Consider the following 20,695-nt stretch of genomic DNA (forward strand, 5'->3'; position numbering starts at 1 on the left):
GAATGCGCCGTCACTGCCGCTCGAAACCACAATGAAAAAGGGAAGCAAGGCCGCCGAGCCTGATACCAACGGCATCGTGTCTGGCACGCCGCACGCCGACGCGCGACGTACCGGCGCCAGGCGTGTCGACGTCCGACGTACCGACGCCCGGCGTGTGGATGCCCCACGCAAATACGATCCCGAGCAGACTAAGCGCAACATCCTCGACGTCGCGACCCAGGAGTTCTCCGCGATGGGGCTGACGGGTGCCCGCGTCGACGCGATCGCGGAACGCACGAACACCACCAAGCGCATGCTGTACTACTACTTCGGCAGCAAGGAAGGGTTGTACCAGGCGGTGCTGGAAAAGGTGTATGGAGACATTCGCGCGCTCGAACAGGACCTGCACATCAGCGAACTCGATCCGGTCGAAGGCATGCGCGCGCTGGTCGAATTCACGTTCGACTACCACGACCGCCAGCGCGATTTCGTGCGCCTCGTGACGATCGAAAACATTCACGGCGCGAAGTACGTCGAGCAGGTCAAGACGTTCAAAGGACGCAACGTCACCGTGATTCACACGATCGAGGATCTGCTCGCGCGCGGCATCGCGGCGGGCCAGTTCCGCAGCGACATCGATCCGATCGATCTGCATCTGATGATCAGCTCGCTGTGTTTCCATCGCGTGGGCAACCGGCATACGTTCGGCACCGCGTTTGGGCGCGATCCGTCGCATCCGCGGCTGCGGGCGCGGCATCGGGCGATGATCGTCGATGCGATCTTGCGGTTCGTGAAGAAGGACGATTGACGCCGGTTGCGCGGCGACCGGCTGAAATGGAAACGGGATGTGGTGAAAGCCACATCCCGTTTTTTATCGCTTCGAGAAACGCAGCGCGTTCAGCGGCTTACTGCCCCGGCAAACCGGTGACGGCAGTCGACGTGGTTGCCGCCGCACCGCGACGGCTCTCCGGGGAAGACTCAATCCACCAGCACGATCCGCTTGATATCGCCGACGACGAAGATATACGACAGCGCGCCGATCAACGCGATGACACCGATAAACACCAGCGCGCCCACGAACGAACCGGTCGCCGCGACGATCAGGCCCACCACGAGCGGCGTCACGATCCCCGCCAGGTTCGCGGCGAAGTTGAAGATGCCGCCGGTCACGCCGAGCAGACCCTCGGGCGCGATATCCGACACCAGCGTCCAGCCGAGCGCGGCCATGCCCTGCGCGAAGAACGCCACCGACAGAATCGCGATCACCACGACGTTGCTCTCGACATAGTTGGCGAGAATGATCGTCGACGCGAGCAGCAGACCCGCGATGATCGGCAGCTTGCGCGCGACGTTCGGCGATTTGCCACGGCGCAGCAGCCAGTCGGAGAACACGCCGCCGAACATCACGCCGATCGAAGCCGCGATGAACGGCATGATCGCGAAGAAGCCGATCTTCAGCCAGGCCATATGACGTTCGGTGGCGAGATACGTCGGGAACCACGTGAGGAAGAACACCAGCGTCGAATTGCCCGCGAACTGGCCGAGGCAGATGCCGGTCAACTGGCGATGCTTGAGCAGCTGGCCAATCGTGCCCCATTGGAAGCCGCTCTTCTTCGATGCCGCCGCATCGGGTGTACCCGCGGCCGCACCCGCGACATCCTTGTTGCGTTGCGTGAGACCGCCGCCCGCCTCGATATAGTCGAGCTCTTCCTGATTCGCCGACGGATGATCGCGCGGCTCGCGATACAGCAGCCACCACACCACGCCAAACGCGATACCGACGCCGCCGACCACGAGGAACAGCGAGCGCCAGCCGAATGCGCCCATCAGCATGAACAGGAACGGACTGAAAAACGCGAGGCCGATATATTCGCCGACCGTGTAGGTGCCGGTCGCCATCGCGCGCTCGCTTTGCGGAAACCACGTGGCGACCACGCGGCTATTGGTCGGAAAGCATGGCGCCTCCGAAACGCCAAGGCCGAGACGGAAGGCGAACAGGCCGCCGATGCCCCCCACGAGCCCTTGCGCGAGCGTGCAGAGCGACCAGAACGTCATCGACAGGAAGTATGTGAGCTTGCTGCCGAAGCGGTCGAGAAACAGGCCGCCCGGAATCTGCGAGGCCACGTAGCTCCACGAAAACACGGAGAACAGCAGGCCCATCAGCGCGGCGTTGATGCCGAGTTCCTTCGTCAGCTGCGGTGCCGCGATGCCGAGCACGGTGCGGTCGAGATAGTTGATCATCGTGCCGACCGCGAGCAGCGCGAGGATCTTGTAACGGGCTTTCGAACGGCGCGCGGGGCTCGCCGCCTTGTTCTGCGCGGGCGAGCCCGCGGAGCTGGATTGGAACGATTGCGTCATGTCGTGCTTGTCTCCTCGATCAGCTTGGGTGCCGGTCTCTACGCGGCCGGTTAGCGTTGCAACAACGATTGAAAGTGGGTGTAGACGCGCTCGGCGTCCGGCTCGAGGCCCGTGAAAATACGCATGGCGTCGACCGCCTGGTAGACCGCCATGCCGCCGCCACTCAGCGTGCGGCAGCCAAGCGCCTCGGCCGCCTGCAGCAGCGCGGTGCGAATTGGGAAATAGACGATGTCGGCGACCCACAGGTCGCGGTGCAGCAATTCGGCCGGCAGCGGCAGGCCCGGCATTTTAGCCATACCGGTCGGCGTAGCGTGAATCAGGCCTTGCGCGGCGCAGAGCGAATCTTCGAGCGACGTGCCCGCGCTGACCTTGGCTTTCGGGAAACGCGCCAGCAACTCGTCGGCGAGCGACTGCGCGCGGGCGGCATCGACGTCGAACAGCGTCAGCGACTGCGCGCCCATGTTCAGCGCCGCGTGCGCGACCGCCGCGCCGGCGCCGCCGGCGCCAAGCTGCACGACGCGTTCCAGCGACACGTCCGGCAGGCCGCGCTGGAACGCACGCGCGAAGCCGGACCAGTCGGTGTTGTGACCGATGCGCTTGCCGTCCTTGAACAGCACGGTGTTGACCGCGCCGAGCGCGCGGGCGTCGTCGGACAGTTCGTCGAGCAGCGGAATCACCGCCTGCTTGCACGGATACGTGATGTTCAGGCCGTTGTAACCCATCCGTTCGGCCGCCGTCAGCAGCTCCGGCAGCGCGGCGGTGTCGAGCTTCTGCGCATCGAGATCGATGCGTCTATAGACATAGTGCAGTCCGAGCTTGCTGCCCTCTTCCTCGTGCATCGCGGGCGTGAGCGAACCGCTGATGCCCGAGCCGATCAGGCCGACCAGAAAGGAGTGGGGAGTGGCCCGCAAGCTCGCCTGCGCATTGGCCAACGCGGCGATCTGCGCGTCGGTCCGGGAATTTCCCCTAGTGTTCGCTTGAGTGTTCATTTCGCCGCCCTATTCTTAAGAATCGCCGCCATCCGTTCCAGCGCGAGCACATAGCCCTGCGTGCCGCAGCCGACGATGATCGCGTCCACCACCGCCGACACGTACGAGTGATGCCGGAACGCTTCGCGCCGATGCACGTTCGAGATATGCACCTCGATGACGGGCTTTTCGATCGCGCTCAATGCGTCGGCGATCGCGACCGACGTATGTGTGTAAGCGGCCGGATTGATCACGATGCCGTCGACCTTGGTGCGCGCCGCGTGCAGCCAGTCGATCAGCTGATGCTCGGCGTTCGACTGGCAGAAGTCGATCGCGAGCTCGAGGCGCTCGCCCGCGTCGCGGCACAGCTTCGCGACGTCGTCGAGCGTTTCCGCGCCATAGATGGCCGGCTCGCGCGTGCCGAGCAGATTGAGGTTCGGTCCGTTCAGGACCAGTACGGAGGCAAAGCTCATGACAACGACTCCCGCAAAATAAGGCGCGACTCGAACCGCGGCACCCGCGGCGGTTCTTCGACGCATGGCGAAGTGTGCGCGCATCGGCCGTCGTCGTCATTCGGGGTTTCTACGAATTTGTACCATCTAGTTAGTTTGTATAGACTATCGAAACTCCCGGATAGTGTGGGGTATTCTGGCCTGCGTCTTGCTTCAGTGCGTAACGAACTAGCTCATTTTTGCGCATTGCAGCAAGCCCGGCAGGCCGCGCCGCCAGGCGCGCCGCCGCGGTTTTTCTCTGAGTTTCCCCCTCGTTTGTCCGTTTTTGCAGGAGCCGTTCATGCAACGTTCGATTGCCACCGTGTCGATTAGCGGCACCCTCGTCGAGAAGCTGAGCGCGATCCGCGCGGCGGGTTTCGAAGGTGTCGAAATCTTCGAGAACGACCTGCTGTATTTCGACGGCTCGCCCGCCGACGTGCGCCGCATCGCCGACGACCTCGGCCTGAAGATCATGCTGTTCCAGCCGTTTCGCGATTTCGACGGCGTCAGTCCCGAACGGCTCGAGCGTAATCTCGACCGCGCGAAGCGCAAGTTCGACGTAATGCACGAGCTAGGCACGGACCGCATCCTCGTGTGCAGCAACGTGTCGCCGGACACGATCTGCGACGACTCGCTGATGATCGACCAGTTGGGCGCGCTCGCCCGCACGGCCGAAGCGGCTGGCGTGGTCGCCGGTTACGAAGCGCTCGCCTGGGGCAGGCACGTAAAGACCTATCGCCACGCGTGGAAGCTTGTCGACGCCGTGAATCATCCGAATCTCGGGCTCGTGCTCGACAGCTTTCATACGCTGTCGCTGAACGACACGCCCGACGCGATCGCCGACATTCCTGGCGAGCGCATCGCGTTCGTGCAGATCGCGGACGCGCCGAAGCTTGCGATGGACGTGCTCGAATGGAGCCGCCACTACCGCTGCTTCCCCGGCCAGGGCGACTTCGATCTCGCGAACTTCACCGCACAGGTCGTCAAAGCTGGCTACAAGGGCCCGCTTTCGCTGGAAATCTTCAACGACGGCTTTCGCGCCGCCCCCACCACGATCACGGCCGCCGATGGCCATCGCTCGTTGTTGTTCCTCGAAGAGCAAACTCGCGCGTTGCTCGAAGAGCAACAGCAGCCGCGCAAAACGACAGGCGGCCTGTACCGCTCGCCCGCCGCGCCCGCGCACGTCGGCTATCAGTTCCTCGAATTCGCGGTCGATCACACCACGCGCACGCAGCTAGCCGACTGGCTCGGCAAGCTGCGCTTTCGCCAGGCCGGCCAGCATCGCTCGAAGGACGTAACGCTGTATCAGCACGGCGCGGCCTCGATCGTGCTGAACGCCGAGCCCGATTCGTTCGCGAACGCGTTTTTTCAGCAGCATGGTTTGTCGCTGTGCGCATCGGCGTTTCGTGTCGATGACGCGAGCCACGCATTCGAGCGCGCGGCCGGCTTTGGCTACGCGCCGTTCTCCGGCCAGATCGGGCCGAACGAGCGCGTGCTGCCGGCCGTGCAGGCGCCGGATGGCAGTCTCAACTATTTCGTCGACGAAACGCCCGATCAGCCCACGCTGTTCGAGGCCGATTTCGTGCTGACCGACGTCAACGGCCCGACCGAGGTGGGACCGCTCGAGCGCATCGATCACGTGTGTCTGTCGGTGCCGGCGAGTGCGCTCGATACGTGGGTGCTGTTTCTGCGCACCGCGTTCGGCTTCCTGGCCGAGCCGGGGGTGCTCGTTCCCGATCCGTACGGCCTCGTGCGCAGCCGCGCGCTGCGCAGCCCCGACGGCTCGGTGCGGATCGCGCTGAATGCATCGGTGGATCGCCATACGGCGGTGGCCGAGGCGCTGCACACGTATCACGGCTCCGGACTAAACCACGTCGCGTTCAGTACCGGCGACATCTTCAGCGCTATCCCCGAGTTCGTCGCCGACGGCGTGCCGATCCTGCGCATTCCGCGCAATTACTACGACGACCTCGCGGCCCGCTACGCGCTGTCCGACACGCTGCTCGAAGCGATGCGCGCCAACAATATCCTGTACGACCGCGACGAACGCGGCGGCGAGTTTTTCCACGGTTATACGGAGCAACTCGACCAGCGCTTCTTCCTCGAGATCGTCGAGCGGCGCGGCGGCTATGACGGCTACGGCGCGGCCAATGCGGCGGTGCGGCTCGCGGCGCAGGCGCAGCGGCGCAAGTAACGGGCGGACACCGGAGGCACGACGGCGGCTTCGCCATTGGAAGTCGCCGCGTCGATACGGATTTCGTCTTTTCAGGCACGCGACCTGCGTCCCCGATTGGGACAGGCTCGCCGTCTCGATATAATGGCGCCTGCTCAGCCGAATCGCCGAATCAACGCCAGGAGAGATATGAAGAAGTTCGCTGCAGTCCTGTCCCTTTCGCTACTGCTCAGCGCTTGCGCGTATTTCCAGAAAGACCCCGATTCCGGCGAACCCATCACGGACACGACGACACAGCGTTCCGTCGACGACGTGGTCGCCTGTCTGACGCAGATAGCCAACCACCACAACGCCGCGTTCAAGTCGACCGGGATCCCGCAGGGTCAGATGCTCGACTTCGGCGACTCGAACATCGTCAAGGTACGCAGCGACAACGGCGCGACAACTTACCGTTTCTATGCGGGCAAGCGTCATGTAAGCAACCTGTGGATCGAATCGGCAAGCAAAACCTGCGCGCCATAAGGCTTTGTGGCGCATAAAGGCGAAGTTGCAGGCGCCGGAATCTGATCCATTGCAACGTTCATGTCACGGTGTTACAGGACAATGGAGTCTTAAGAATCGTTTAAGACTTCGTCCGCAAGATCCCCGGACATGTCCCCGTACCAGGTGCGCTCCATGAACCAGCCCGAACCGAACACCAACGAAACACCGGCCAAACGGCCTACTATCCTGCGCCGTCTGTTGAGCCATCACGAGCTCGCGACGCTGCTGCTGCTGCTGCACGCGCCGATCGATGCATCCGCAAAACCCGAAATTCCGCAGCTTTACGAAGCAGGTCTCGTCGAGACCGTTTCGAACGATGCGGGCACGCCGCATATCCGTCTGACGTCCGAGGGTAATGCGGTGTTGCGAGGGCTTGGGGTGAAGTAAGCAGATCGGCTCGCGACCCGGTCATCCGATGCCGCGTCAACGCTTTGCGTTGACGCGGCTTTTTTCTATTCAGGCACAGCCATTGAGCGTGGCCTACGTTTTTGGCGATAGATCAGACCGCCGCGCTTCCGCATCAGTTTCGTAGACATGCGAGGCATCTTTAAGAACGCTCCGATTGTCTGGCACCGACGTACACGCAATAGTCATTGCTCCGCCACCTCAGGGAATTCTGGAGCAAAAACCAATGACAGTAAGCTGTACCTTCGAACTCAATCGGAAAGAGACTTCACGATTCGTCTGTTCAGGCTTTGGCGCGGTCGAGGCCTATTCGGGTCAGAGAGCCGGCAGGGACAATCCCGACAATGTCGCGGATGTGGATGTCGGCCCGATACCTCCCGGCACGTACTACCTGATTGACCGCCAATCCGGCGGACGCATCGGGGGACTAAGGGACTTTATCGGTGAACACTTCGGAAGTAGTGATCGGCACAAATGGTTCACGCTGTGGAATCCTCACGGCGGCGACGTGACGATGATTCAAGGCATCCGGCGGGGTCAATTCCGCCTTCATCCCGAAGGGTCGAGGCATCTAAGCCAAGGTTGCATTACCGTAAAAGATCTGGCTGGCTTTGAGCGGCTGCAGCGCTATATCCGTCGGACTTCGCCAACGCTGCCAATACCAGGAACTAACATGCGAGCTTACGGGCGAGTGGAAGTGCGATGAGATACGCCCAATTGCTTCGATGGTGCATCAGTGCACTTGGGATATGGGTCGCATTGGGCACTGCACTCGCATGGGGCACGCAACAACTATCGTTCCAGATACCGTTATGGTTCGCCGGTTCCGTTCGATGGCTACTGCGTTGCCTATATCCCAATTGGGAGCCCGACGCCTACGATGTCGAGGCCTGGGGCAACTTTGTGCTGATCGTTTCGGGATATATCGTCGCCATCGCATTGGTAGTGCCGGCAAGCGTCATCGCATGGCGGCGAGCACATTGAGCACGATCGTCACAATGGAATTCGGCCGCATCAAGCCTTTCAAGCCTGCCACACCCCATACCCCGCCTCGCGCAGCCCGATCGCCAATTCCACTTCCATATCCTGCGCGCCGCGGTAAGGCATCGGGTTGAACACGTCGTACAGTTCAGGCATCAGACGCAGGCCGTAGTCGCGCACATAGCGATTCGCCTGAATGCCCGCCTTGTGCCGATCGAAGCGCAAGTCCGGGTCGAGCCCCGTCATGCCGACGTACACGCACGGCTTGTCGAAACGGTAACCGGGATTCGCGCGACGAAAGCGCGCCTCGTTCCACACCTTGTCGTCGAGCGCGACGACGTACACGTAGTAGTGATGCGCGCGACCCGCCATGACACGTGCGACGCCGTTCAGCCGCGCAGCGTACCGTGCAGCAACATCCGGTATTCGGTCGGTGTGACGCCGACGGTCGCCTTGAATTGCCGTGTGAACGCGCTGTGATCGGTGTAGCCGCAACGCGCGGCGACGTCGGTAACCTTGTCGTGCGACACCAGCAGCGCGGTCGCCGCATCGAGTCGCGTTTTCAGGAGCACCTGGCGCGGCGTCAGATGAAACACCTTGTGAAAGTACCGCTCCAGCTGCGCGACCGACATGTCCGCCATCGCCGCAAGCTGCTTCAGGTTCAGCGGCTGCACGTAATTCTCCTGGATCGACTGCACGACCGCGGCAAGCCGGCTGTAGGCCGGATGGCTGCTTTCGTCGGCTTTCAGATCGCGGGAGATGCCGGCGAGGCCGACCACCTTGCCCGTCGCATCGCGCAACGGCTGTTTGCAGGTCAGGCACCAGCCCGGTTGACGGCCCGGATACAGATGCAGTTCGAGCTGATCGAGCATCTGGTTGCCGACGCCGACGATCGCCTTGTCCTGCGCGGTATAGATGCGCCCGAAGCGGCGCGGAAACACGTCTTCCGCGGTCTTGCCGAGCAGCGCAGCCTTTTCCTTGAAGCCGCAACGCGAAGCGAGCGTGCGGTTGACGAGCGCATACCGCGCGTCGGCGTCCTTGACGAAGAACACGACATCCGGCATTGCATCGAATACCGGCTCGAGCAACCTGAAATGCGACAGCATGCCGGACAGCGTCGTATCGTCGGTTTCGAGCGGATGCGCCAGCGTGTTCATCGTGCGGTTCCGTGGGTGCGTGCCTGGTTGATTGCGTTAGGTTGCGTTCGCGGATCGCTGCGCCGGTGCGGCCGGGCAGCCTGCTCGTGCGGTTGATTGCGGTCGATTATAGAGCCGCGCGTCGCCCGCCAATATCTACCGAGGGTAAGCGCGGAGCCGTCATGGCGCCGCAGTCAGCGGTTCGGCGGCGCTCATCAGCGTGCCGATTTGCGCCGGACTGAACGGCGGACGCGCCGCGGCGGCCGGCCAGCCGAAGTACAGGCTCGCGGCCGCGCCGCAGATGCGCCCCTGGCAAGGGCCCATACCGCAGCGTGTCTGCAGTTTCGCGTCACGCCAGTCGGCGCAGCGGCGCACCTCGCCGACGCTCACGTCCTCGCAACGGCACAACAGCGTCGCGTCGGCGGGCGGCGTGCGCGCGGCCTCGCCCAATGCGAACGACGCCGCGACGCGCGCGCCAAAGCCCCGCCAGCGAGCGCGTTGCGCGACGAGCGCCGCCAGCGCGGCGCGTCGCGTGCTCGCCGCGCCGCTCGCCACGAGACCGGCGATCTCGCCTTCCGCGCCAGCGAGCTCAGCGCCGCCGACGCCCGTGCACTCGCCCGCTGCATAAACGCGTTCGAGCGAGGTGCGCTGTCCGTCGTCGATGACGATTTCGCCCGCGTCGTTGATCGCGCAGCCAAGCGCCTGGGCAAGCGTGACGTTCGGCAGCAGTCCGAAGCCGCACGCGACGCGGTCGCAATCGAGCGTCGCCTCGCGTTCACCGCGCCGGATCGTCACCTGTTGCACGCGCTGCGCGCCACGGGCTTCGCTCACGATGCTGCCGGTCCAGTAGCGCAGTCCCGCGAAGCCGCGCGTGAGGCTGATCGCCTGACGCAGCTTCGCGGGCTCGCGCAGCAGCGACACGCCGAAACGCGCGACCTCGGCCGCCGATGCCTGCTCGACCACCGCGATCACGCGCGCGCCGGCTTCTCGCGCAGTGGCGAGCGCGGCCATCAGCAGCGGGCCGCTGCCGGCGATCACGATCCGTTCGTCGCGCACCGGCATGCCGCCTTTGATCAGCGCCTGTAATGCGCCCGCGCCGGTCACGCCGGGCAAGGTCCAGCCGGGAAACGGCAGAAGACGCTCGCGCGCGCCGGTCGCAAGAATCAGTCTGTCATAGGTGATCGACACGCCGCCGTGTTCGGCGGATTCGAGCAGCAAGCCTTGCGCGCCGAGCGGCGCGATCACGCGCGTCGATGGCCAGTAGGTGAAGTTTTGCTGCGATTGCAACGCCGCGAGCAACGCATGCAACGCTGCTTGCGGCGGATAGGCGGGCCCCTGGCGCCAGACCTGGCCGCCGGCGCGCGGATTGTCATCGATCTGCGCGACCGTCGCGCCCGCCTGCGCCGCCGCCCGCGCGGCATTGAGCCCGGCCGGACCACCGCCGATCACCACGATGTCGAAGTGCTGCGTCATGCGTGTTCTGTCCCGTTTCGTGTCTGCACGCGCTGGCCGTCGCGGCATAGCGTCTGGCACGCAAGCGCGTGCGCGTGACCGTCGATCGTCACGCGGCACTCCTGGCACACGCCCATCCCGCACAAGGCTTCGCGCGGCTCGCCCTTGACCGACAGCCGCGAGCCGCGCACACCCGCGATCGCGAGCGCCGCGGCTATGGTCGTGCCGGGTTTCACTTCGATGCTGCGGCCGTCGACGGTCAAACGAATGCGGGCCGTGTCAGTGTCGGTCATGGGCCACCTGCTCTGCAAAACGCACCGGTAGATAAGGTTCGCACGGAATCGGCGCGGCATGGCCCGCGATCTGCGCCGCGAGTAGTTTCGCGGTCGCGAGCGAGGTCGTTACGCCAAGCCCTTCGTGGCCGACCGCGAGCCATAGGCGGGATGCGGAGCCAGAGCCGACGTCGGGCGCGAACTCGCCGGCCGGTCCGATCAGCGGCAGGCCGTCCGGCGACGCCGCGCGAAACCCCGTCCACGCGCGGATGCCGCTGAGCGCCGGCAACCGCGGCAGATACTGCGCGGCGCGTTGCAGCATCTGGGCGAGCACCGGCATCTCGACGGCGGAATCGGTTGTTTCGAACTGGCGCGACGAGCCGATCAGCAGTTGCCCGGTCGGACGCGGCTGTACGTTGAACGCGACCGACGTGCCGGTCGCGTGATGCGCGCTCTTGATATAGCCAAGTTCGAGCAGTTGATGACGGATCAGCCCCGGGTAGCGGTCGGTGATCAGCAGATGGCCTTTCTTCGGCTGCAACGGCAGCCACGGCAACAATTGCGCCGCCCCGAGGCCGTTCGCGACGACCACGTGCGCCGCGCTGGTGCACTCGCCGCACGTCAGGGTCACGCCACCTGCACCGAGCGACGCGACCGGCGCTCCAAGTCGCACGCTGATATTCGCCGCATGCGGCGACTGCGTGAGCAGCCATTCAGCGGCGGTCGGCGCATAAACGATGCTGTCGTGCTCGATGCGCAAGCCACCCGCCATCGATGGTGCGAGCGCCGGTTCGCAGGCGCGCAGTTCGGCCGAGTCCAGCAATTGCGCGGCGACGCCTTGGCTCCCAAACGCCGCCTGCATTGCGCGGGCGGCTCGCCGTTCTTCGTCGTCGGCTGCGACCCACAGCGTGCCGCAGCGCGCGAACGCGTCGCGCGCGCGCAGCTGCGGCGCGAGTTCGAGCCATAGCTCGCGCGAATAGCGGCTCAGCGCGAATTCGGCAGGCGAGTCGTTCATCACGACGATATGGCCCATGCCGGCCGCCGTCGCGCCGCCGCCGATGCGCTGCGCGTCGAGCACGTCGACGCGCATGCCGAGCGCGGCCAGTTCCGCCGCGCACGCGGCACCGACGATACCCGCTCCGATGATCAGCGCGTCCGGGCTCATGCGGTCCGGATACCCCACGCGAACGGATCGCGCTCGTCGAAACACAGACGCCCTTCGGCCATGATGTGCGCGTGACCGGTGATGGTCGGAATCACGTGGACGCCGTCGCCCGCCGCGCGATAGCTCGCCTCGAACACGCTGCCGATGATGCTCTCCTGGCGCCAAACCGCGCCTTCGGCGAGCTTGCCGTCGGCCGCGAGACACGCGACCTTCGCGCTCGTGCCGGTGCCACACGGCGAGCGGTCGTACGCATTGCCGGGACACAGCACGAAGCTGCGGCTGTCGAGGCCCTCGCGCGAACCCGGTCCGAACAGCTCGATATGGTCGATCAGCGCGCCGCTCGCGCCGGTGATGTTCTGCGCGATCAGCGCGTCGCGAATCGCCGAGCTGAAAGCCGTCAGGCTCGCGATGTTCGCGGCTTCGAGCGCGTGCCCATGCTCGGCGACGAGGAAAAACCAGTTGCCGCCCCAGCCGATGTCGCCGGTCAGCGCGCCATAACCTGGCACGTCGACCTTCACCGCCTTGTGGTGGCGATACGCGGGCACGTTGCGCACCGCGACGCCGCCGTCTTCGTTCAGCGTCGCCTCGACCATGCCGACCGGCGTTTCGATGCGGTGTCGTCCCGGCCCGATCCGCCCCATGTGCGCGAGCGACACGACGAGCCCGATGGTGCCGTGCCCACACATGCCGAGATAGCCGACGTTGTTGAAGAAGATCACGCCGGCCGCGCAAGTCGGATCGTCGGGCTCGCAGAGCAATGCGCCGACCACCACGTCCGAGCCCCGCGGTTCGGTGACGATGCCGGCCCGCCAGTCGTCGAAGCGGGTGCGGAAAACCTCGAGCCGTTGCGCGAGCGTGCCGCCGCCCAGATCCGGGCCACCCGACACCACGAGGCGGGTGGGCTCACCGCCGGTGTGCGAGTCGATGATGTTGAGGGTTTTCATGTCGCCCATGGTAGGAATCGCGGGCCGGTGGGTCTTGGTGCGCGTACGCGCGGATTGAGACGATTTCGGCATAGCGGCGCGATGCGCGAGCCGCCGCACGCGCGGCGCGCGAAACGTCCCGCTATTCGGTATCGGCGTCGACGACCATCAGTGCAAACACGGTAACCCGGCTAACCGATACGGACAGGTAAGGAGAATGAACACCGCTGGCGAGCGTGACCGGCTGCAACGCGGATTTCAGCATATACCTGGCCGTGGCGACCTCATGCCGTGCGCGCCGACTGCCAATTTTCACTCCCTGAGTACAGGGTCGTGAAGCCGCAGCAACCGGTAGCCGCTTCTGTATACCGGCTGCAGCCGGAAACCATTGTGCGGCTCGATCGCGAGCAGCAGACGCAGCCGTGACACGTGACTGTCGATGGTCCGCGTGAACTCGTGCAGTTCGCGGCCCCACACCGTCGCGAAGATATGGTCGCGCGACATCACGCGATCGACGTTGGAAAAGAACAGCGCCGCGATCCGGTACTGGGTGGGCGACAGCGACACCGGCTCGCCGCGCAGCGTGACCGCCCGGCGGATCGTGTCGAAGCAATAGGGGCCGATCTCGAAACAGGTCGCGGCGCTGAAACGCTCCGGATACGCGCGCCGCAGAAGCGCCGCGACTCGCGCGCGAAACTCGGCGTCTCGCAGCGGCAACGCGAGGTAATCGTCGGCACCGCCGGCGAGCGCGCGCACCATGCTTTCCTCCGAGCCGTCGTTCGACACGAACATGATCGGCACGTGCTCGCCTGCCACGCGGCGCACCGAGCGCAACAGGTCCGCGCCGGCGGACCGCATATCCTGCCAGTCGAGCACCAGCAGATCCATCGTGGAGCGCACGAGCGACCTCGACAACGCAACGCCGTCGTCATAGGCCGCGCAGAAATGGCCGGCTCTTACCAGACTTGATTCAATGGACTGACGCATGACCGGGTCACGCTGAAGAACTGCAACGCGCATGGGATGGGCTCTCGACAAGGACATGCAGTCCATTCTCCGAGCCGCACCCCGGTCCCTCCCTTCGGAGCATTCCGATTTTCCGCCGCTTTCTTCGCCCAACTGGGCGCTTCCGCAGGACTTCCGCTTTCATCCTGTAAAATCCGCGCCGGCCTCCGTCGTCAGCGCACCCGCCCTATCCGGACGGCGCGCCCGTGTCCCGTGCTCTACCCAGCGCCTGCCACACTTCTCGCCCGACGACCGCCGTATGTCCACGCGTCACCCGCCGCGTGGCTCACAATTCATCAAAAGACATGGCAATGCAAGCGACAAATCTGGGTGGAGCGCAGGCTGTCACCCCCCGCCCGCTTGGGCACAGCGATTACAAGACACTCGGTCTCGCCGCGCTCGGCGGAGCGCTCGAGTTCTACGACTTCATCATCTTCGTTTTCTTCGCGCCGGCGATCGGCCAGCTGTTCTTCCCGGCGGCGATGCCGGACTGGCTGCGTCAGGTGCAGACCTTCGGCATTTTCGCGGCTGGTTATCTGGCGCGGCCGCTCGGCGGCATCATCATGGCGCACTTCGGCGACCTGTTCGGCCGCAAGCGTATGTTCACGCTGAGCGTGCTGCTGATGTCGGTGCCGACGCTGCTGATGGGCCTGATGCCCACCTACGCGAGCATCGGCGTGCTCGCGCCGGTGCTGCTGTTGCTGTTCCGCGTGATGCAGGGCGCGGCGGTCGGCGGCGAAGTCCCGGGCGCATGGGTGTTCGTCGCAGAGCATGTGCCCGGGCGGCACGTCGGCTATGCGTGCGGCACGCTGACGGCCGGCCTCACGGCGGGCATTCTGCTCGGCTCGCTGATTGCGTCGGCGGTCAATCGCCATTTCACGCCGGCCGATATTTCCGAATATGCGTGGCGTGTTCCGTTCCTCATCGGCGGCGTGTTCGGCATGTTCTCGGTCTATCTGCGCCGCTGGCTGCACGAGACGCCGGTGTTCGCCGAACTGAAGCAACGCAAGGCGATCGCCGCGGAAGTGCCGCTGAAGGCCGTACTGCGCGATCACGGCCGCGCGGTGATCGTGTCGATGCTGCTCACCTGGATGCTGTCGGCGGCGATCGTCGTCGTGATCCTGATGACGCCGACGCTGCTGCAAAAGCAATTCCACATCGAGCCGGCCACTGCGCTGCTCGCGAACTGTGTCGCGACGCTGTGCCTGACGATCGGCTGCGTGGTGGCGGGTTCGATCGCCGGACGCATTGGCGCGGGTCGCACGATTTTCGTCGGCGGCGTTGCGCTTGCGATCACGTACTACGTGATGTTTCGCCAGTTGGCCGTCGATACCTCCCTGCTCGTGCCGCTGTATGCACTGGCCGGACTTTTCGTCGGCGTGATCGGCGCGATTCCGCTCGTGATGGTCCGCGGATTCCCGCCAGTGGTGCGCTTCTCGGGCATCTCGTTCTCGTACAACGTCGCGTATGCGGTGTTCGGCGGTCTGACGCCGATCGCCGTATCGCTGATGATGAAGTCGAACCCGCTGGCCGCGCCGCTGTACGTCGCGGCGATCTGCGTGCTGGGCGCGCTGACCACGCTGTTCATCAAGGATGCGCCGCGGGGCCATTGACCCGGTGGATCTCGCTTCGTCGATCCACATCTAGCGCGTCGACGCAACGCTCCGACGGCGCGGCTTTCGACGCGCCGTCGCTCGTTCAGGCGACATTCATACTTCACGCCACGCCGAAACGTGGCGCGCTGCATCGTGCTTACGATGCAGTCATGAACTCATCCACACCCTCCTTTTCGGCCGCCCTCGGTCGCGTTCTCGCGACCGTCAGCGTCGGCTTCGTGGTCACGCAACTCGACGTGACCATCGTCAACATCGCGTTGCCACGAATCGGCGCGGACCTGCACGCGAACGTCGCGGGCCTGCAATGGGTCGTCGATGCATACACGCTCGCGTTTGCGGTGCTGATGCTGTCGGCCGGCGCGCTCGGCGACCGCTTCGGCGCGCGGTGCATGTATGCGTGCGGAATCGTGCTGTTCGCGCTCGCGTCGCTGGCCTGCGGGCTCGCGCTCGACGCCCCGATGCTGATCGCCGCGCGCGCGGTGCAAGGCATCGGCGCGGCCGCGATGCTGCCGAATTCGCTCGCGCTGCTCAATCAGTCGTTCGGCCACGAACCGAAGCTGCGGGCACGCGCGGTCGGCCTGTGGACCGCCTCCGGCGCGATTTCGATCGCGGCCGGGCCGGTGGCTGGCGGTCTGCTGATCGCCGCCTTCGGCTGGCGCAGCATCTTTCTCGTCAATCTACCGATCTGCGCGGCCGGCCTGCTCGCGACACTGCTGTGGATTCCGCGTCCGCAAACCTCGCAACGCGGCGTGCCGGCCGCCGCTCGCGGCAACACCGGCGCGACGCCACGCGGCATCGATCTCGGCGGCCAGTGTCTCGCGATCGTCGCGCTAACCGCGTTCGTCGCCGCGGTGATCGAATGGCGGCCGCTCGGGCTCGCGCATCCGCTGGTCGCCGGCGGCTTCGTGCTGGCGCTGCTGGCGGCGGGTGCGTTCGTGTTCGTCGAAGCGCGCGTCGCGCGCCCGATGCTGCCGCTGTCGCTGTTCGGCACGCGCACGTTCAGCGCGGCGGTGCTGTTCGGCATCTGCGTGAATCTGACGTATTACGGCATGGTGTTCGTGCTGAGCCTTTACCTGCAGCGCGTGCGCGACTACACGCCGTTGCAGGCGGGCCTCGCGTTCCTGCCGCTGACGGGCGGCTTCCTGATTTCGAACGTCGCGAGCGGCTGGGTAATCGGCCGCCTGGGAGTGCGCGTGCCGATGATCCTCGGCGCGATCACGGCCGGTCTCGGCTATGGCCTGCTGCATCTCGTCGACGCGGAGACGCCGCTGATTGGCCTGCTGCTGCCGTTTTTGCTGATTCCGTCGGGCATGGGACTCGCGGTGCCGGCGATGACCACGGCGGTGCTCGCATCGACCGAAGCGCGGCGCGCGGGCACGGCGTCGGCGGTATTGAACACGGCGCGCCAGGCCGGCGGCGCGGTGGGTGTGGCGGCCTTCGGCGCGCTCGCGGGCGGTGCGGCCGCGACGCAGATCGTGCCGGGGATGCAAGCGGCGACGGCTATTTCGGTGGGACTGCTGGTGCTGGGTCTCGTGCTCGCGTGTTTCGTGCATCCGGAGCCGCACGCGGCGGCATCGTCTGCGCGCGGCGCGAGCGCCGCGAGTAAGTAAGCGGTGTGTAATGCAGGCGCCTACAGCGACGCCTCCTGAATCGTGCCGGTATCGATTGCGCGCTCGATCAGGCCTTCGTTGCGCGCCTTGGCGATCGCATCCGCGACCAGCTTTTCCGGGTCCTCGATCTCCGCCTTCAGCGTGCCGATGAATCCGGACGCATCCAGAACCACCAGCGTCTTCGCCGACTCGGCGAGGCTGATGATCACACGATGCGGCGTCGGCCCTTCGCCGAGACTCGCGCACAGTTGCGTGAGCTTGCCGCCGATCATTTGCTCGAAGTTCTGAATCATCATCTGCTCCCATGATTGGCGCGGATTGGAAATCCTGCTATGTAGCAGGATGCGGGCCGCGCCGACTGCGCGCGCTCACGCTTTACAGCCCGCTTTACAGGCCGCCGAGTCCGCTGCGCGGCGCGCGCGCATTGTCGATGCTCAGACGCCCCGCGCCGGTGACGAACAGCAGCAGGAAACCGCCCGCGATTCCGATGTTCTTCCAGAAATGAATCACCATGTCGTGCTGCAACGCAGGGTCCGTGATATTCCAGAAGTCGTGGCCGAGCACCGCCGTCGCGACCGTATACACCGCCATGACCAGCGCGAGCGGCCGTACCTTGAAGCCGACCACGAGCAGCAGGCCGCCGAGCACCTCGACCGCGGTTGCGATCGGCGCGGCGATCTGCACGAACGGCACGCCTTTCGAATGCAGGTAGCCGACGAAGCCCGCATAGCCCAGCAGTTTCATCACCCCGCTCCACAGGAACAGCACGGAAAGCGCAAGACGGGCGATGAAAATGATGCCGAAATCGACGGGACGCGACATGGGGGGACTCCTGTAATGAATAAGCAGCAGACCCGAATGCAAGGGCTCAGTTCCCCGCCTCGCTCCTGAGCATATGAGCAATGGCCGCGATTTCCAAGCCCGCTCACGCTGACGGATACGTGGCGACCTCGATCAGGTTGCCGTCCGGGTCGCGGCAATACACCGAGGTCATCTTGCCGCGCGCGCCGTCGCGCTCCACCGGCCCCGCCTCGATAGCGACGCCTTGCGCGAGCCAGTGCGCCTTGACGTCGTCCGGGCTTGCGGTGGTCACGAAGCACAGGTCCGCCGTGCCCGGCACCACCTCGCGCGACGTGAACCAGGCGACGGTATCGGCCGACGCGGGACGCAGGTTGATCTTCTGATTGCCGTAGTTCATCGCCACGCGCGTGCCGGTGCGCGACGCGAACTCGGTGCGTCGCATGCCGAGCATCCGCGCGTACCATGCCGCGCTCACTTCGACGTCGGCGACGTTCAGAACGAGATGATCGAGACTGGCTAGCTGGAAGCTCATGGGTTTGTCGTGATGAATCGAGAAAGGGGGTAGCGACTATGCGCGTGGCGCGTCCGGCGCGAGCAATACGCCCTTCGTGAATACGAAGCAGCCATAGCCGCGCTCCTCGCCCGTCGCGATCACACAGTATGCCTGGCGCGCACGCTCGTAAAACGCGAATCGCTCGATCGACACGAAGCGCACCTCGCGCCCCTCGCCCGCGTTGACCTCGGCTTGCGCTTCGCGCTGCACCGCGGGAATCGTTTGGGGCTCGCCAACCACTTCCATGCGCGACGCGGGATGCTCGATAAAGGTGTCGAGCGGCAGCACCGACAACACCGCGCGGATCGCGCGCGGCGAACTGACGCCGTCGAGACGCAGCGGCTTGCCGAGCACGGTATCGCGCGCGACGGCGTCGGCCGGGAAGTTGGCGTCGCAGATCACGAGCTCGTCGCCGTGGCCCATCGAGCGCAGCGCGTGCAGGATATCGGCGTTCAGTAGCGGGTCCAGATTTTTCAGCACGGGGTCTCCAGGTCGTTCGATTGGGAACATGCTGCGGGGGTAAGGTCGTGAGCTTTGCGCAAGATGACGCGTGTCACGCTTCATCCGCACGACGATCGATTGTAGCAAGCGCGCCGGACGTCTCGCGGCGCTGCGCTCGCACCGCATTGCCAGCGCAGCCATCCGACCAAAGCGAGCAGCACGAGCCCCGCGCCGCCGAGCACCGGCTCGCGCCAACCGAGCAGTGCGATGAACATGAACGCCCGCGCGCCGCCGAGCAGCGCGAAACCGGCGATCGCGCTCGATAACGCATCGAGCGCGGCCGCGGCGCGCAGCAACGCGAGATGGACTTGTGCGGGCTTGGCAGCGGCGGGCTCGTGCATGATCGTCTCCGTGAAAAACGCCTCAGGCGGCGCCGGGGGTTTCGTCGAGAAAACCGGTGACCGCTTGCAGACGCCCATGCGCGTCCACCACGCCGAAGTCCGAGCCCTTCACGATCGCCTCGCCCGCGGGGGTCGTCAGTGCCCACGAGAAGCGCAGGCGATTCGCGAAGCCGTCGACGTCGGTCGTACGGCGAAACGTGTGATGCGGAAAACGCTCATGCACCGCGCGGATCATGGCGTCGATGCCATCGTGGCCCGCGCCCGCCAGCAGCGGGTCGCGATAGTCGGCATCGGCGCTCCACGTTGCCGCGATCAACTCGCGACGCCGCGCGCCATCGGTCTCGTTCCAGGTATCGAAATAACGGTCGATCAAATCGGTATGCGCATTCATCTCAAACTCCTCGATTGACAGGACTGAGCACTTCGCGCGGCATGCGCATCGCATGCGGCGGGCTCGGAATGAAGATTGACTGCTCGCATGCATTGCGTCGATTACGTGAGAGGTAATCAAGCGGAAGCAGCCTTCGCTGTCACGCAGCGCTTTTCACTGTTTTTCTCGCCAAAAAGGCCATTCAGCCGAGTCGTCAAAAAACCTTCGCAGCGCTAACCTCAAGTGACTTATAGAAGCCCGCCGACGACATCGCGAGGCGGGCAATGCAATGAACAGGAGGACCGCTTGGACCGCTTCATCGAGACGCTTTTCTCGCTTGCACGACCGTATCCCCGGAGATACAATCGTCCGCAGATCGAAACACCGCGCGTGTACACGATCAACTGCACCGAAGAGTTCGACCGTTGGCTTCACGGCCTCACCGACCTCAAGGCGAAGGCGCAAATTCTCGTGCGGATCCGCCGCGCGGAACGCGGGCTTTTCGGCGACGCGAAGTTGCTGGAAAACGGCGTGTTCGAGATGCGCATCGATTGCGGGCCGGGTTACCGGGTCTACTACGCGCGCGAGGAACGCATGATGTATCTGCTGCTCTGCGGGGGTAACAAGCCCACGCAGCTGGCGGATATCAGGCATGCCGGAGCAATGTGGACAACCATCAGAAAGGAACGGTCATGAGCAAGATCAAAACGGCGCGCTTCGATGCATCGAAATACCTCGACAACGACGAAATGGTCGCGGCCTATCTGAACGCCGCCCTCGACGAAGGCGACTCCGATCTGCTGCTCGCCGCCATCGCGGATATCGCCAAGGCACGCGGCATCACGAAGATCGCCGCGGCAGCGGGCCTGGGCCGCGAAAGCCTCTACAAGACACTCGCACCCGGCTCCAAGCCACGCATGGACACGGTCCTCAAACTGGCGAGTGCGATCGGCGTCAAATTCACCGCCGTGCCGTTGCGCCTGGCTCCCGCCTGAGCCGGGCACGCGTCTCGTTGACTGAAATTGGCGGGGCATTACCTCTCAGGTAATCGA

Annotated in this window: 26 protein-coding genes; 9 read left to right on the plus strand and 17 right to left on the minus strand. The window is 64.9% G+C overall.

Features of this window, described 5'->3' with window-relative positions; genetic code table 11:
* The first annotated feature begins 31 nt into the window (after positions 1-31).
* Positions 32-787 (plus strand): TetR/AcrR family transcriptional regulator, encoded by a 756-nt coding sequence (locus tag OKW41_RS15900; RefSeq protein WP_429444066.1) that lies wholly within the window; start codon positions 32-34, stop codon positions 785-787.
* Between the two features lie 170 nt (positions 788-957).
* On the opposite strand, the gene OKW41_RS15905 is transcribed toward OKW41_RS15900, so the two are convergent.
* From OKW41_RS15905 to aroQ, 3 genes are read right to left on the minus strand one after another with little or no spacing between them, the layout of a single operon-like run.
* On the minus strand, positions 958-2,337 hold the full coding sequence (locus OKW41_RS15905; protein WP_429444067.1) for an MFS transporter: 1,380 nt from the start codon (positions 2,335-2,337) through the stop codon (positions 958-960).
* Between the two features lie 50 nt (positions 2,338-2,387).
* Positions 2,388-3,326 carry a shikimate dehydrogenase gene (locus tag OKW41_RS15910; RefSeq protein ID WP_429573115.1) on the minus strand — a complete coding sequence of 313 codons (939 nt, stop codon included), beginning with the start codon at positions 3,324-3,326 and terminating at the stop codon, positions 2,388-2,390.
* Entirely contained in the window at positions 3,323-3,778 is a 456-nt protein-coding gene (gene aroQ, locus OKW41_RS15915) for a type II 3-dehydroquinate dehydratase (protein ID WP_429573116.1), read from the minus strand. Before aroQ ends, OKW41_RS15910 begins: the two co-directional genes overlap by 4 nt.
* A 319-nt stretch (positions 3,779-4,097) precedes the next feature.
* Here aroQ and OKW41_RS15920 point away from each other — a divergent pair, with 319 nt between their 5' ends.
* The 4 genes from OKW41_RS15920 (at position 4,098) to OKW41_RS15935 (ending at position 7,623) form a co-directional block, all read left to right on the plus strand.
* Positions 4,098-5,990 carry a bifunctional sugar phosphate isomerase/epimerase/4-hydroxyphenylpyruvate dioxygenase family protein gene (locus OKW41_RS15920; protein WP_429573117.1) on the plus strand — a complete coding sequence of 631 codons (1,893 nt, stop codon included), beginning with the start codon at positions 4,098-4,100 and terminating at the stop codon, positions 5,988-5,990.
* Positions 5,991-6,158: 168 nt separating this feature from the next.
* Complete coding sequence (locus OKW41_RS15925) at positions 6,159-6,491, plus strand: hypothetical protein (protein ID WP_429444071.1); 333 nt, start codon at positions 6,159-6,161, stop codon at positions 6,489-6,491.
* 153 nt (positions 6,492-6,644) lie between these two features.
* Entirely contained in the window at positions 6,645-6,899 is a 255-nt protein-coding gene (locus OKW41_RS15930) for a hypothetical protein (RefSeq protein WP_429444072.1), read from the plus strand.
* Between the two features lie 244 nt (positions 6,900-7,143).
* Entirely contained in the window at positions 7,144-7,623 is a 480-nt protein-coding gene (locus OKW41_RS15935; RefSeq protein WP_429353266.1) for a DUF2778 domain-containing protein, read from the plus strand.
* Between the two features lie 317 nt (positions 7,624-7,940).
* On the opposite strand, the gene OKW41_RS15940 is transcribed toward OKW41_RS15935, so the two are convergent.
* From OKW41_RS15940 to OKW41_RS15975, 8 genes are all read right to left on the minus strand, one after another.
* Positions 7,941-8,270 (minus strand): hypothetical protein, encoded by a 330-nt coding sequence (locus OKW41_RS15940; protein WP_187611238.1) that lies wholly within the window; start codon positions 8,268-8,270, stop codon positions 7,941-7,943.
* 17 nt (positions 8,271-8,287) lie between these two features.
* Entirely contained in the window at positions 8,288-9,055 is a 768-nt protein-coding gene (locus OKW41_RS15945) for a helix-turn-helix domain-containing protein (protein WP_429444075.1), read from the minus strand.
* Positions 9,056-9,214: 159 nt separating this feature from the next.
* Positions 9,215-10,507 carry an NAD(P)/FAD-dependent oxidoreductase gene (locus OKW41_RS15950; RefSeq protein ID WP_429573118.1) on the minus strand — a complete coding sequence of 431 codons (1,293 nt, stop codon included), beginning with the start codon at positions 10,505-10,507 and terminating at the stop codon, positions 9,215-9,217.
* Positions 10,504-10,779, minus strand: a complete 276-nt coding sequence (locus tag OKW41_RS15955) for a 2Fe-2S iron-sulfur cluster-binding protein (protein WP_429444077.1) — start codon at positions 10,777-10,779, stop codon at positions 10,504-10,506. Before OKW41_RS15955 ends, OKW41_RS15950 begins: the two co-directional genes overlap by 4 nt.
* Entirely contained in the window at positions 10,766-11,923 is a 1,158-nt protein-coding gene (locus tag OKW41_RS15960; RefSeq protein ID WP_429573119.1) for an NAD(P)/FAD-dependent oxidoreductase, read from the minus strand. Before OKW41_RS15960 ends, OKW41_RS15955 begins: the two co-directional genes overlap by 14 nt.
* Positions 11,920-12,876: a 4-hydroxyproline epimerase gene (locus OKW41_RS15965; RefSeq protein WP_429573120.1), complete on the minus strand. Its 957-nt coding sequence runs from the start codon at positions 12,874-12,876 to the stop codon at positions 11,920-11,922. The genes OKW41_RS15960 and OKW41_RS15965 overlap by 4 nt, the downstream gene beginning before the upstream one ends.
* Before the next feature lie 112 nt (positions 12,877-12,988).
* Positions 12,989-13,111 carry a hypothetical protein gene (locus OKW41_RS15970; RefSeq protein WP_429573121.1) on the minus strand — a complete coding sequence of 41 codons (123 nt, stop codon included), beginning with the start codon at positions 13,109-13,111 and terminating at the stop codon, positions 12,989-12,991.
* A gap of 47 nt (positions 13,112-13,158) precedes the next feature.
* Positions 13,159-13,866 (minus strand): response regulator transcription factor, encoded by a 708-nt coding sequence (locus tag OKW41_RS15975; protein WP_429573122.1) that lies wholly within the window; start codon positions 13,864-13,866, stop codon positions 13,159-13,161.
* A 296-nt stretch (positions 13,867-14,162) separates the two neighbouring features.
* On the opposite strand from OKW41_RS15975, the gene OKW41_RS15980 reads away from it, so the two are divergent.
* Positions 14,163-15,464 carry an MFS transporter gene (locus OKW41_RS15980; RefSeq protein WP_429573123.1) on the plus strand — a complete coding sequence of 434 codons (1,302 nt, stop codon included), beginning with the start codon at positions 14,163-14,165 and terminating at the stop codon, positions 15,462-15,464.
* 152 nt (positions 15,465-15,616) lie between these two features.
* Complete coding sequence (locus OKW41_RS15985) at positions 15,617-17,077, plus strand: MFS transporter (protein ID WP_429573124.1); 1,461 nt, start codon at positions 15,617-15,619, stop codon at positions 17,075-17,077.
* A gap of 20 nt (positions 17,078-17,097) precedes the next feature.
* On the opposite strand, the gene OKW41_RS15990 is transcribed toward OKW41_RS15985, so the two are convergent.
* The 6 genes from OKW41_RS15990 to OKW41_RS16015 form a co-directional block, all read right to left on the minus strand.
* The gene (locus tag OKW41_RS15990; RefSeq protein WP_429446858.1) at positions 17,098-17,370 is read right to left on the minus strand and encodes a hypothetical protein; all 273 of its coding nucleotides are present in this window, start codon (positions 17,368-17,370) and stop codon (positions 17,098-17,100) included.
* A gap of 94 nt (positions 17,371-17,464) precedes the next feature.
* On the minus strand, positions 17,465-17,899 hold the full coding sequence (locus tag OKW41_RS15995) for a DoxX family protein (RefSeq protein WP_429573125.1): 435 nt from the start codon (positions 17,897-17,899) through the stop codon (positions 17,465-17,467).
* A 103-nt stretch (positions 17,900-18,002) separates the two neighbouring features.
* On the minus strand, positions 18,003-18,410 hold the full coding sequence (locus OKW41_RS16000) for a VOC family protein (RefSeq protein WP_018423431.1): 408 nt from the start codon (positions 18,408-18,410) through the stop codon (positions 18,003-18,005).
* A 36-nt stretch (positions 18,411-18,446) separates the two neighbouring features.
* Positions 18,447-18,911, minus strand: a complete 465-nt coding sequence (locus tag OKW41_RS16005) for an RbsD/FucU family protein (RefSeq protein ID WP_429444084.1) — start codon at positions 18,909-18,911, stop codon at positions 18,447-18,449.
* A gap of 80 nt (positions 18,912-18,991) precedes the next feature.
* Entirely contained in the window at positions 18,992-19,273 is a 282-nt protein-coding gene (locus OKW41_RS16010; protein ID WP_429444085.1) for a hypothetical protein, read from the minus strand.
* 22 nt (positions 19,274-19,295) lie between these two features.
* Positions 19,296-19,664: a nuclear transport factor 2 family protein gene (locus OKW41_RS16015; protein ID WP_176379337.1), complete on the minus strand. Its 369-nt coding sequence runs from the start codon at positions 19,662-19,664 to the stop codon at positions 19,296-19,298.
* A gap of 285 nt (positions 19,665-19,949) precedes the next feature.
* Between OKW41_RS16015 and OKW41_RS16020 the strand changes: the two genes are divergently transcribed.
* Positions 19,950-20,339: a type II toxin-antitoxin system RelE/ParE family toxin gene (locus tag OKW41_RS16020; protein ID WP_429444086.1), complete on the plus strand. Its 390-nt coding sequence runs from the start codon at positions 19,950-19,952 to the stop codon at positions 20,337-20,339.
* Positions 20,336-20,638 carry an addiction module antidote protein gene (locus tag OKW41_RS16025; RefSeq protein WP_090807042.1) on the plus strand — a complete coding sequence of 101 codons (303 nt, stop codon included), beginning with the start codon at positions 20,336-20,338 and terminating at the stop codon, positions 20,636-20,638. Before OKW41_RS16020 ends, OKW41_RS16025 begins: the two co-directional genes overlap by 4 nt.
* Positions 20,639-20,695 lie beyond the last annotated feature (57 nt).

The organism is Paraburkholderia sp. UCT70, assembly GCF_050434085.1.
In the GTDB taxonomy this organism is placed as follows: Bacteria; Pseudomonadota; Gammaproteobacteria; order Burkholderiales; family Burkholderiaceae; genus Paraburkholderia; species Paraburkholderia tuberum.

Bases quoted from the DNA above. Each gene is read 5' to 3' on its own strand.
- OKW41_RS15900 (WP_429444066.1), top strand. From the start codon at position 32: ATGAAAAAGGGAAGCAAGGCCGCCGAGCCTGATACCAACGGCATCGTG.
- OKW41_RS15905 (WP_429444067.1), bottom strand. From the start codon at position 2,337: ATGACGCAATCGTTCCAATCCAGCTCCGCGGGCTCGCCCGCGCAGAAC.
- OKW41_RS15910 (WP_429573115.1), bottom strand. From the start codon at position 3,326: ATGAACACTCAAGCGAACACTAGGGGAAATTCCCGGACCGACGCGCAG.
- aroQ (WP_429573116.1), bottom strand. From the start codon at position 3,778: ATGAGCTTTGCCTCCGTACTGGTCCTGAACGGACCGAACCTCAATCTG.
- OKW41_RS15920 (WP_429573117.1), top strand. From the start codon at position 4,098: ATGCAACGTTCGATTGCCACCGTGTCGATTAGCGGCACCCTCGTCGAG.
- OKW41_RS15925 (WP_429444071.1), top strand. From the start codon at position 6,159: ATGAAGAAGTTCGCTGCAGTCCTGTCCCTTTCGCTACTGCTCAGCGCT.
- OKW41_RS15930 (WP_429444072.1), top strand. From the start codon at position 6,645: ATGAACCAGCCCGAACCGAACACCAACGAAACACCGGCCAAACGGCCT.
- OKW41_RS15935 (WP_429353266.1), top strand. From the start codon at position 7,144: ATGACAGTAAGCTGTACCTTCGAACTCAATCGGAAAGAGACTTCACGA.
- OKW41_RS15940 (WP_187611238.1), bottom strand. From the start codon at position 8,270: ATGGCGGGTCGCGCGCATCACTACTACGTGTACGTCGTCGCGCTCGAC.
- OKW41_RS15945 (WP_429444075.1), bottom strand. From the start codon at position 9,055: ATGAACACGCTGGCGCATCCGCTCGAAACCGACGATACGACGCTGTCC.
- OKW41_RS15950 (WP_429573118.1), bottom strand. From the start codon at position 10,507: ATGACGCAGCACTTCGACATCGTGGTGATCGGCGGTGGTCCGGCCGGG.
- OKW41_RS15955 (WP_429444077.1), bottom strand. From the start codon at position 10,779: ATGACCGACACTGACACGGCCCGCATTCGTTTGACCGTCGACGGCCGC.
- OKW41_RS15960 (WP_429573119.1), bottom strand. From the start codon at position 11,923: ATGAGCCCGGACGCGCTGATCATCGGAGCGGGTATCGTCGGTGCCGCG.
- OKW41_RS15965 (WP_429573120.1), bottom strand. From the start codon at position 12,876: ATGGGCGACATGAAAACCCTCAACATCATCGACTCGCACACCGGCGGT.
- OKW41_RS15970 (WP_429573121.1), bottom strand. From the start codon at position 13,111: ATGCTGAAATCCGCGTTGCAGCCGGTCACGCTCGCCAGCGGTGTTCAT.
- OKW41_RS15975 (WP_429573122.1), bottom strand. From the start codon at position 13,866: ATGCGCGTTGCAGTTCTTCAGCGTGACCCGGTCATGCGTCAGTCCATT.
- OKW41_RS15980 (WP_429573123.1), top strand. From the start codon at position 14,163: ATGCAAGCGACAAATCTGGGTGGAGCGCAGGCTGTCACCCCCCGCCCG.
- OKW41_RS15985 (WP_429573124.1), top strand. From the start codon at position 15,617: ATGAACTCATCCACACCCTCCTTTTCGGCCGCCCTCGGTCGCGTTCTC.
- OKW41_RS15990 (WP_429446858.1), bottom strand. From the start codon at position 17,370: ATGATTCAGAACTTCGAGCAAATGATCGGCGGCAAGCTCACGCAACTG.
- OKW41_RS15995 (WP_429573125.1), bottom strand. From the start codon at position 17,899: ATGTCGCGTCCCGTCGATTTCGGCATCATTTTCATCGCCCGTCTTGCG.
- OKW41_RS16000 (WP_018423431.1), bottom strand. From the start codon at position 18,410: ATGAGCTTCCAGCTAGCCAGTCTCGATCATCTCGTTCTGAACGTCGCC.
- OKW41_RS16010 (WP_429444085.1), bottom strand. From the start codon at position 19,273: ATGCACGAGCCCGCCGCTGCCAAGCCCGCACAAGTCCATCTCGCGTTG.
- OKW41_RS16015 (WP_176379337.1), bottom strand. From the start codon at position 19,664: ATGAATGCGCATACCGATTTGATCGACCGTTATTTCGATACCTGGAAC.
- OKW41_RS16025 (WP_090807042.1), top strand. From the start codon at position 20,336: ATGAGCAAGATCAAAACGGCGCGCTTCGATGCATCGAAATACCTCGAC.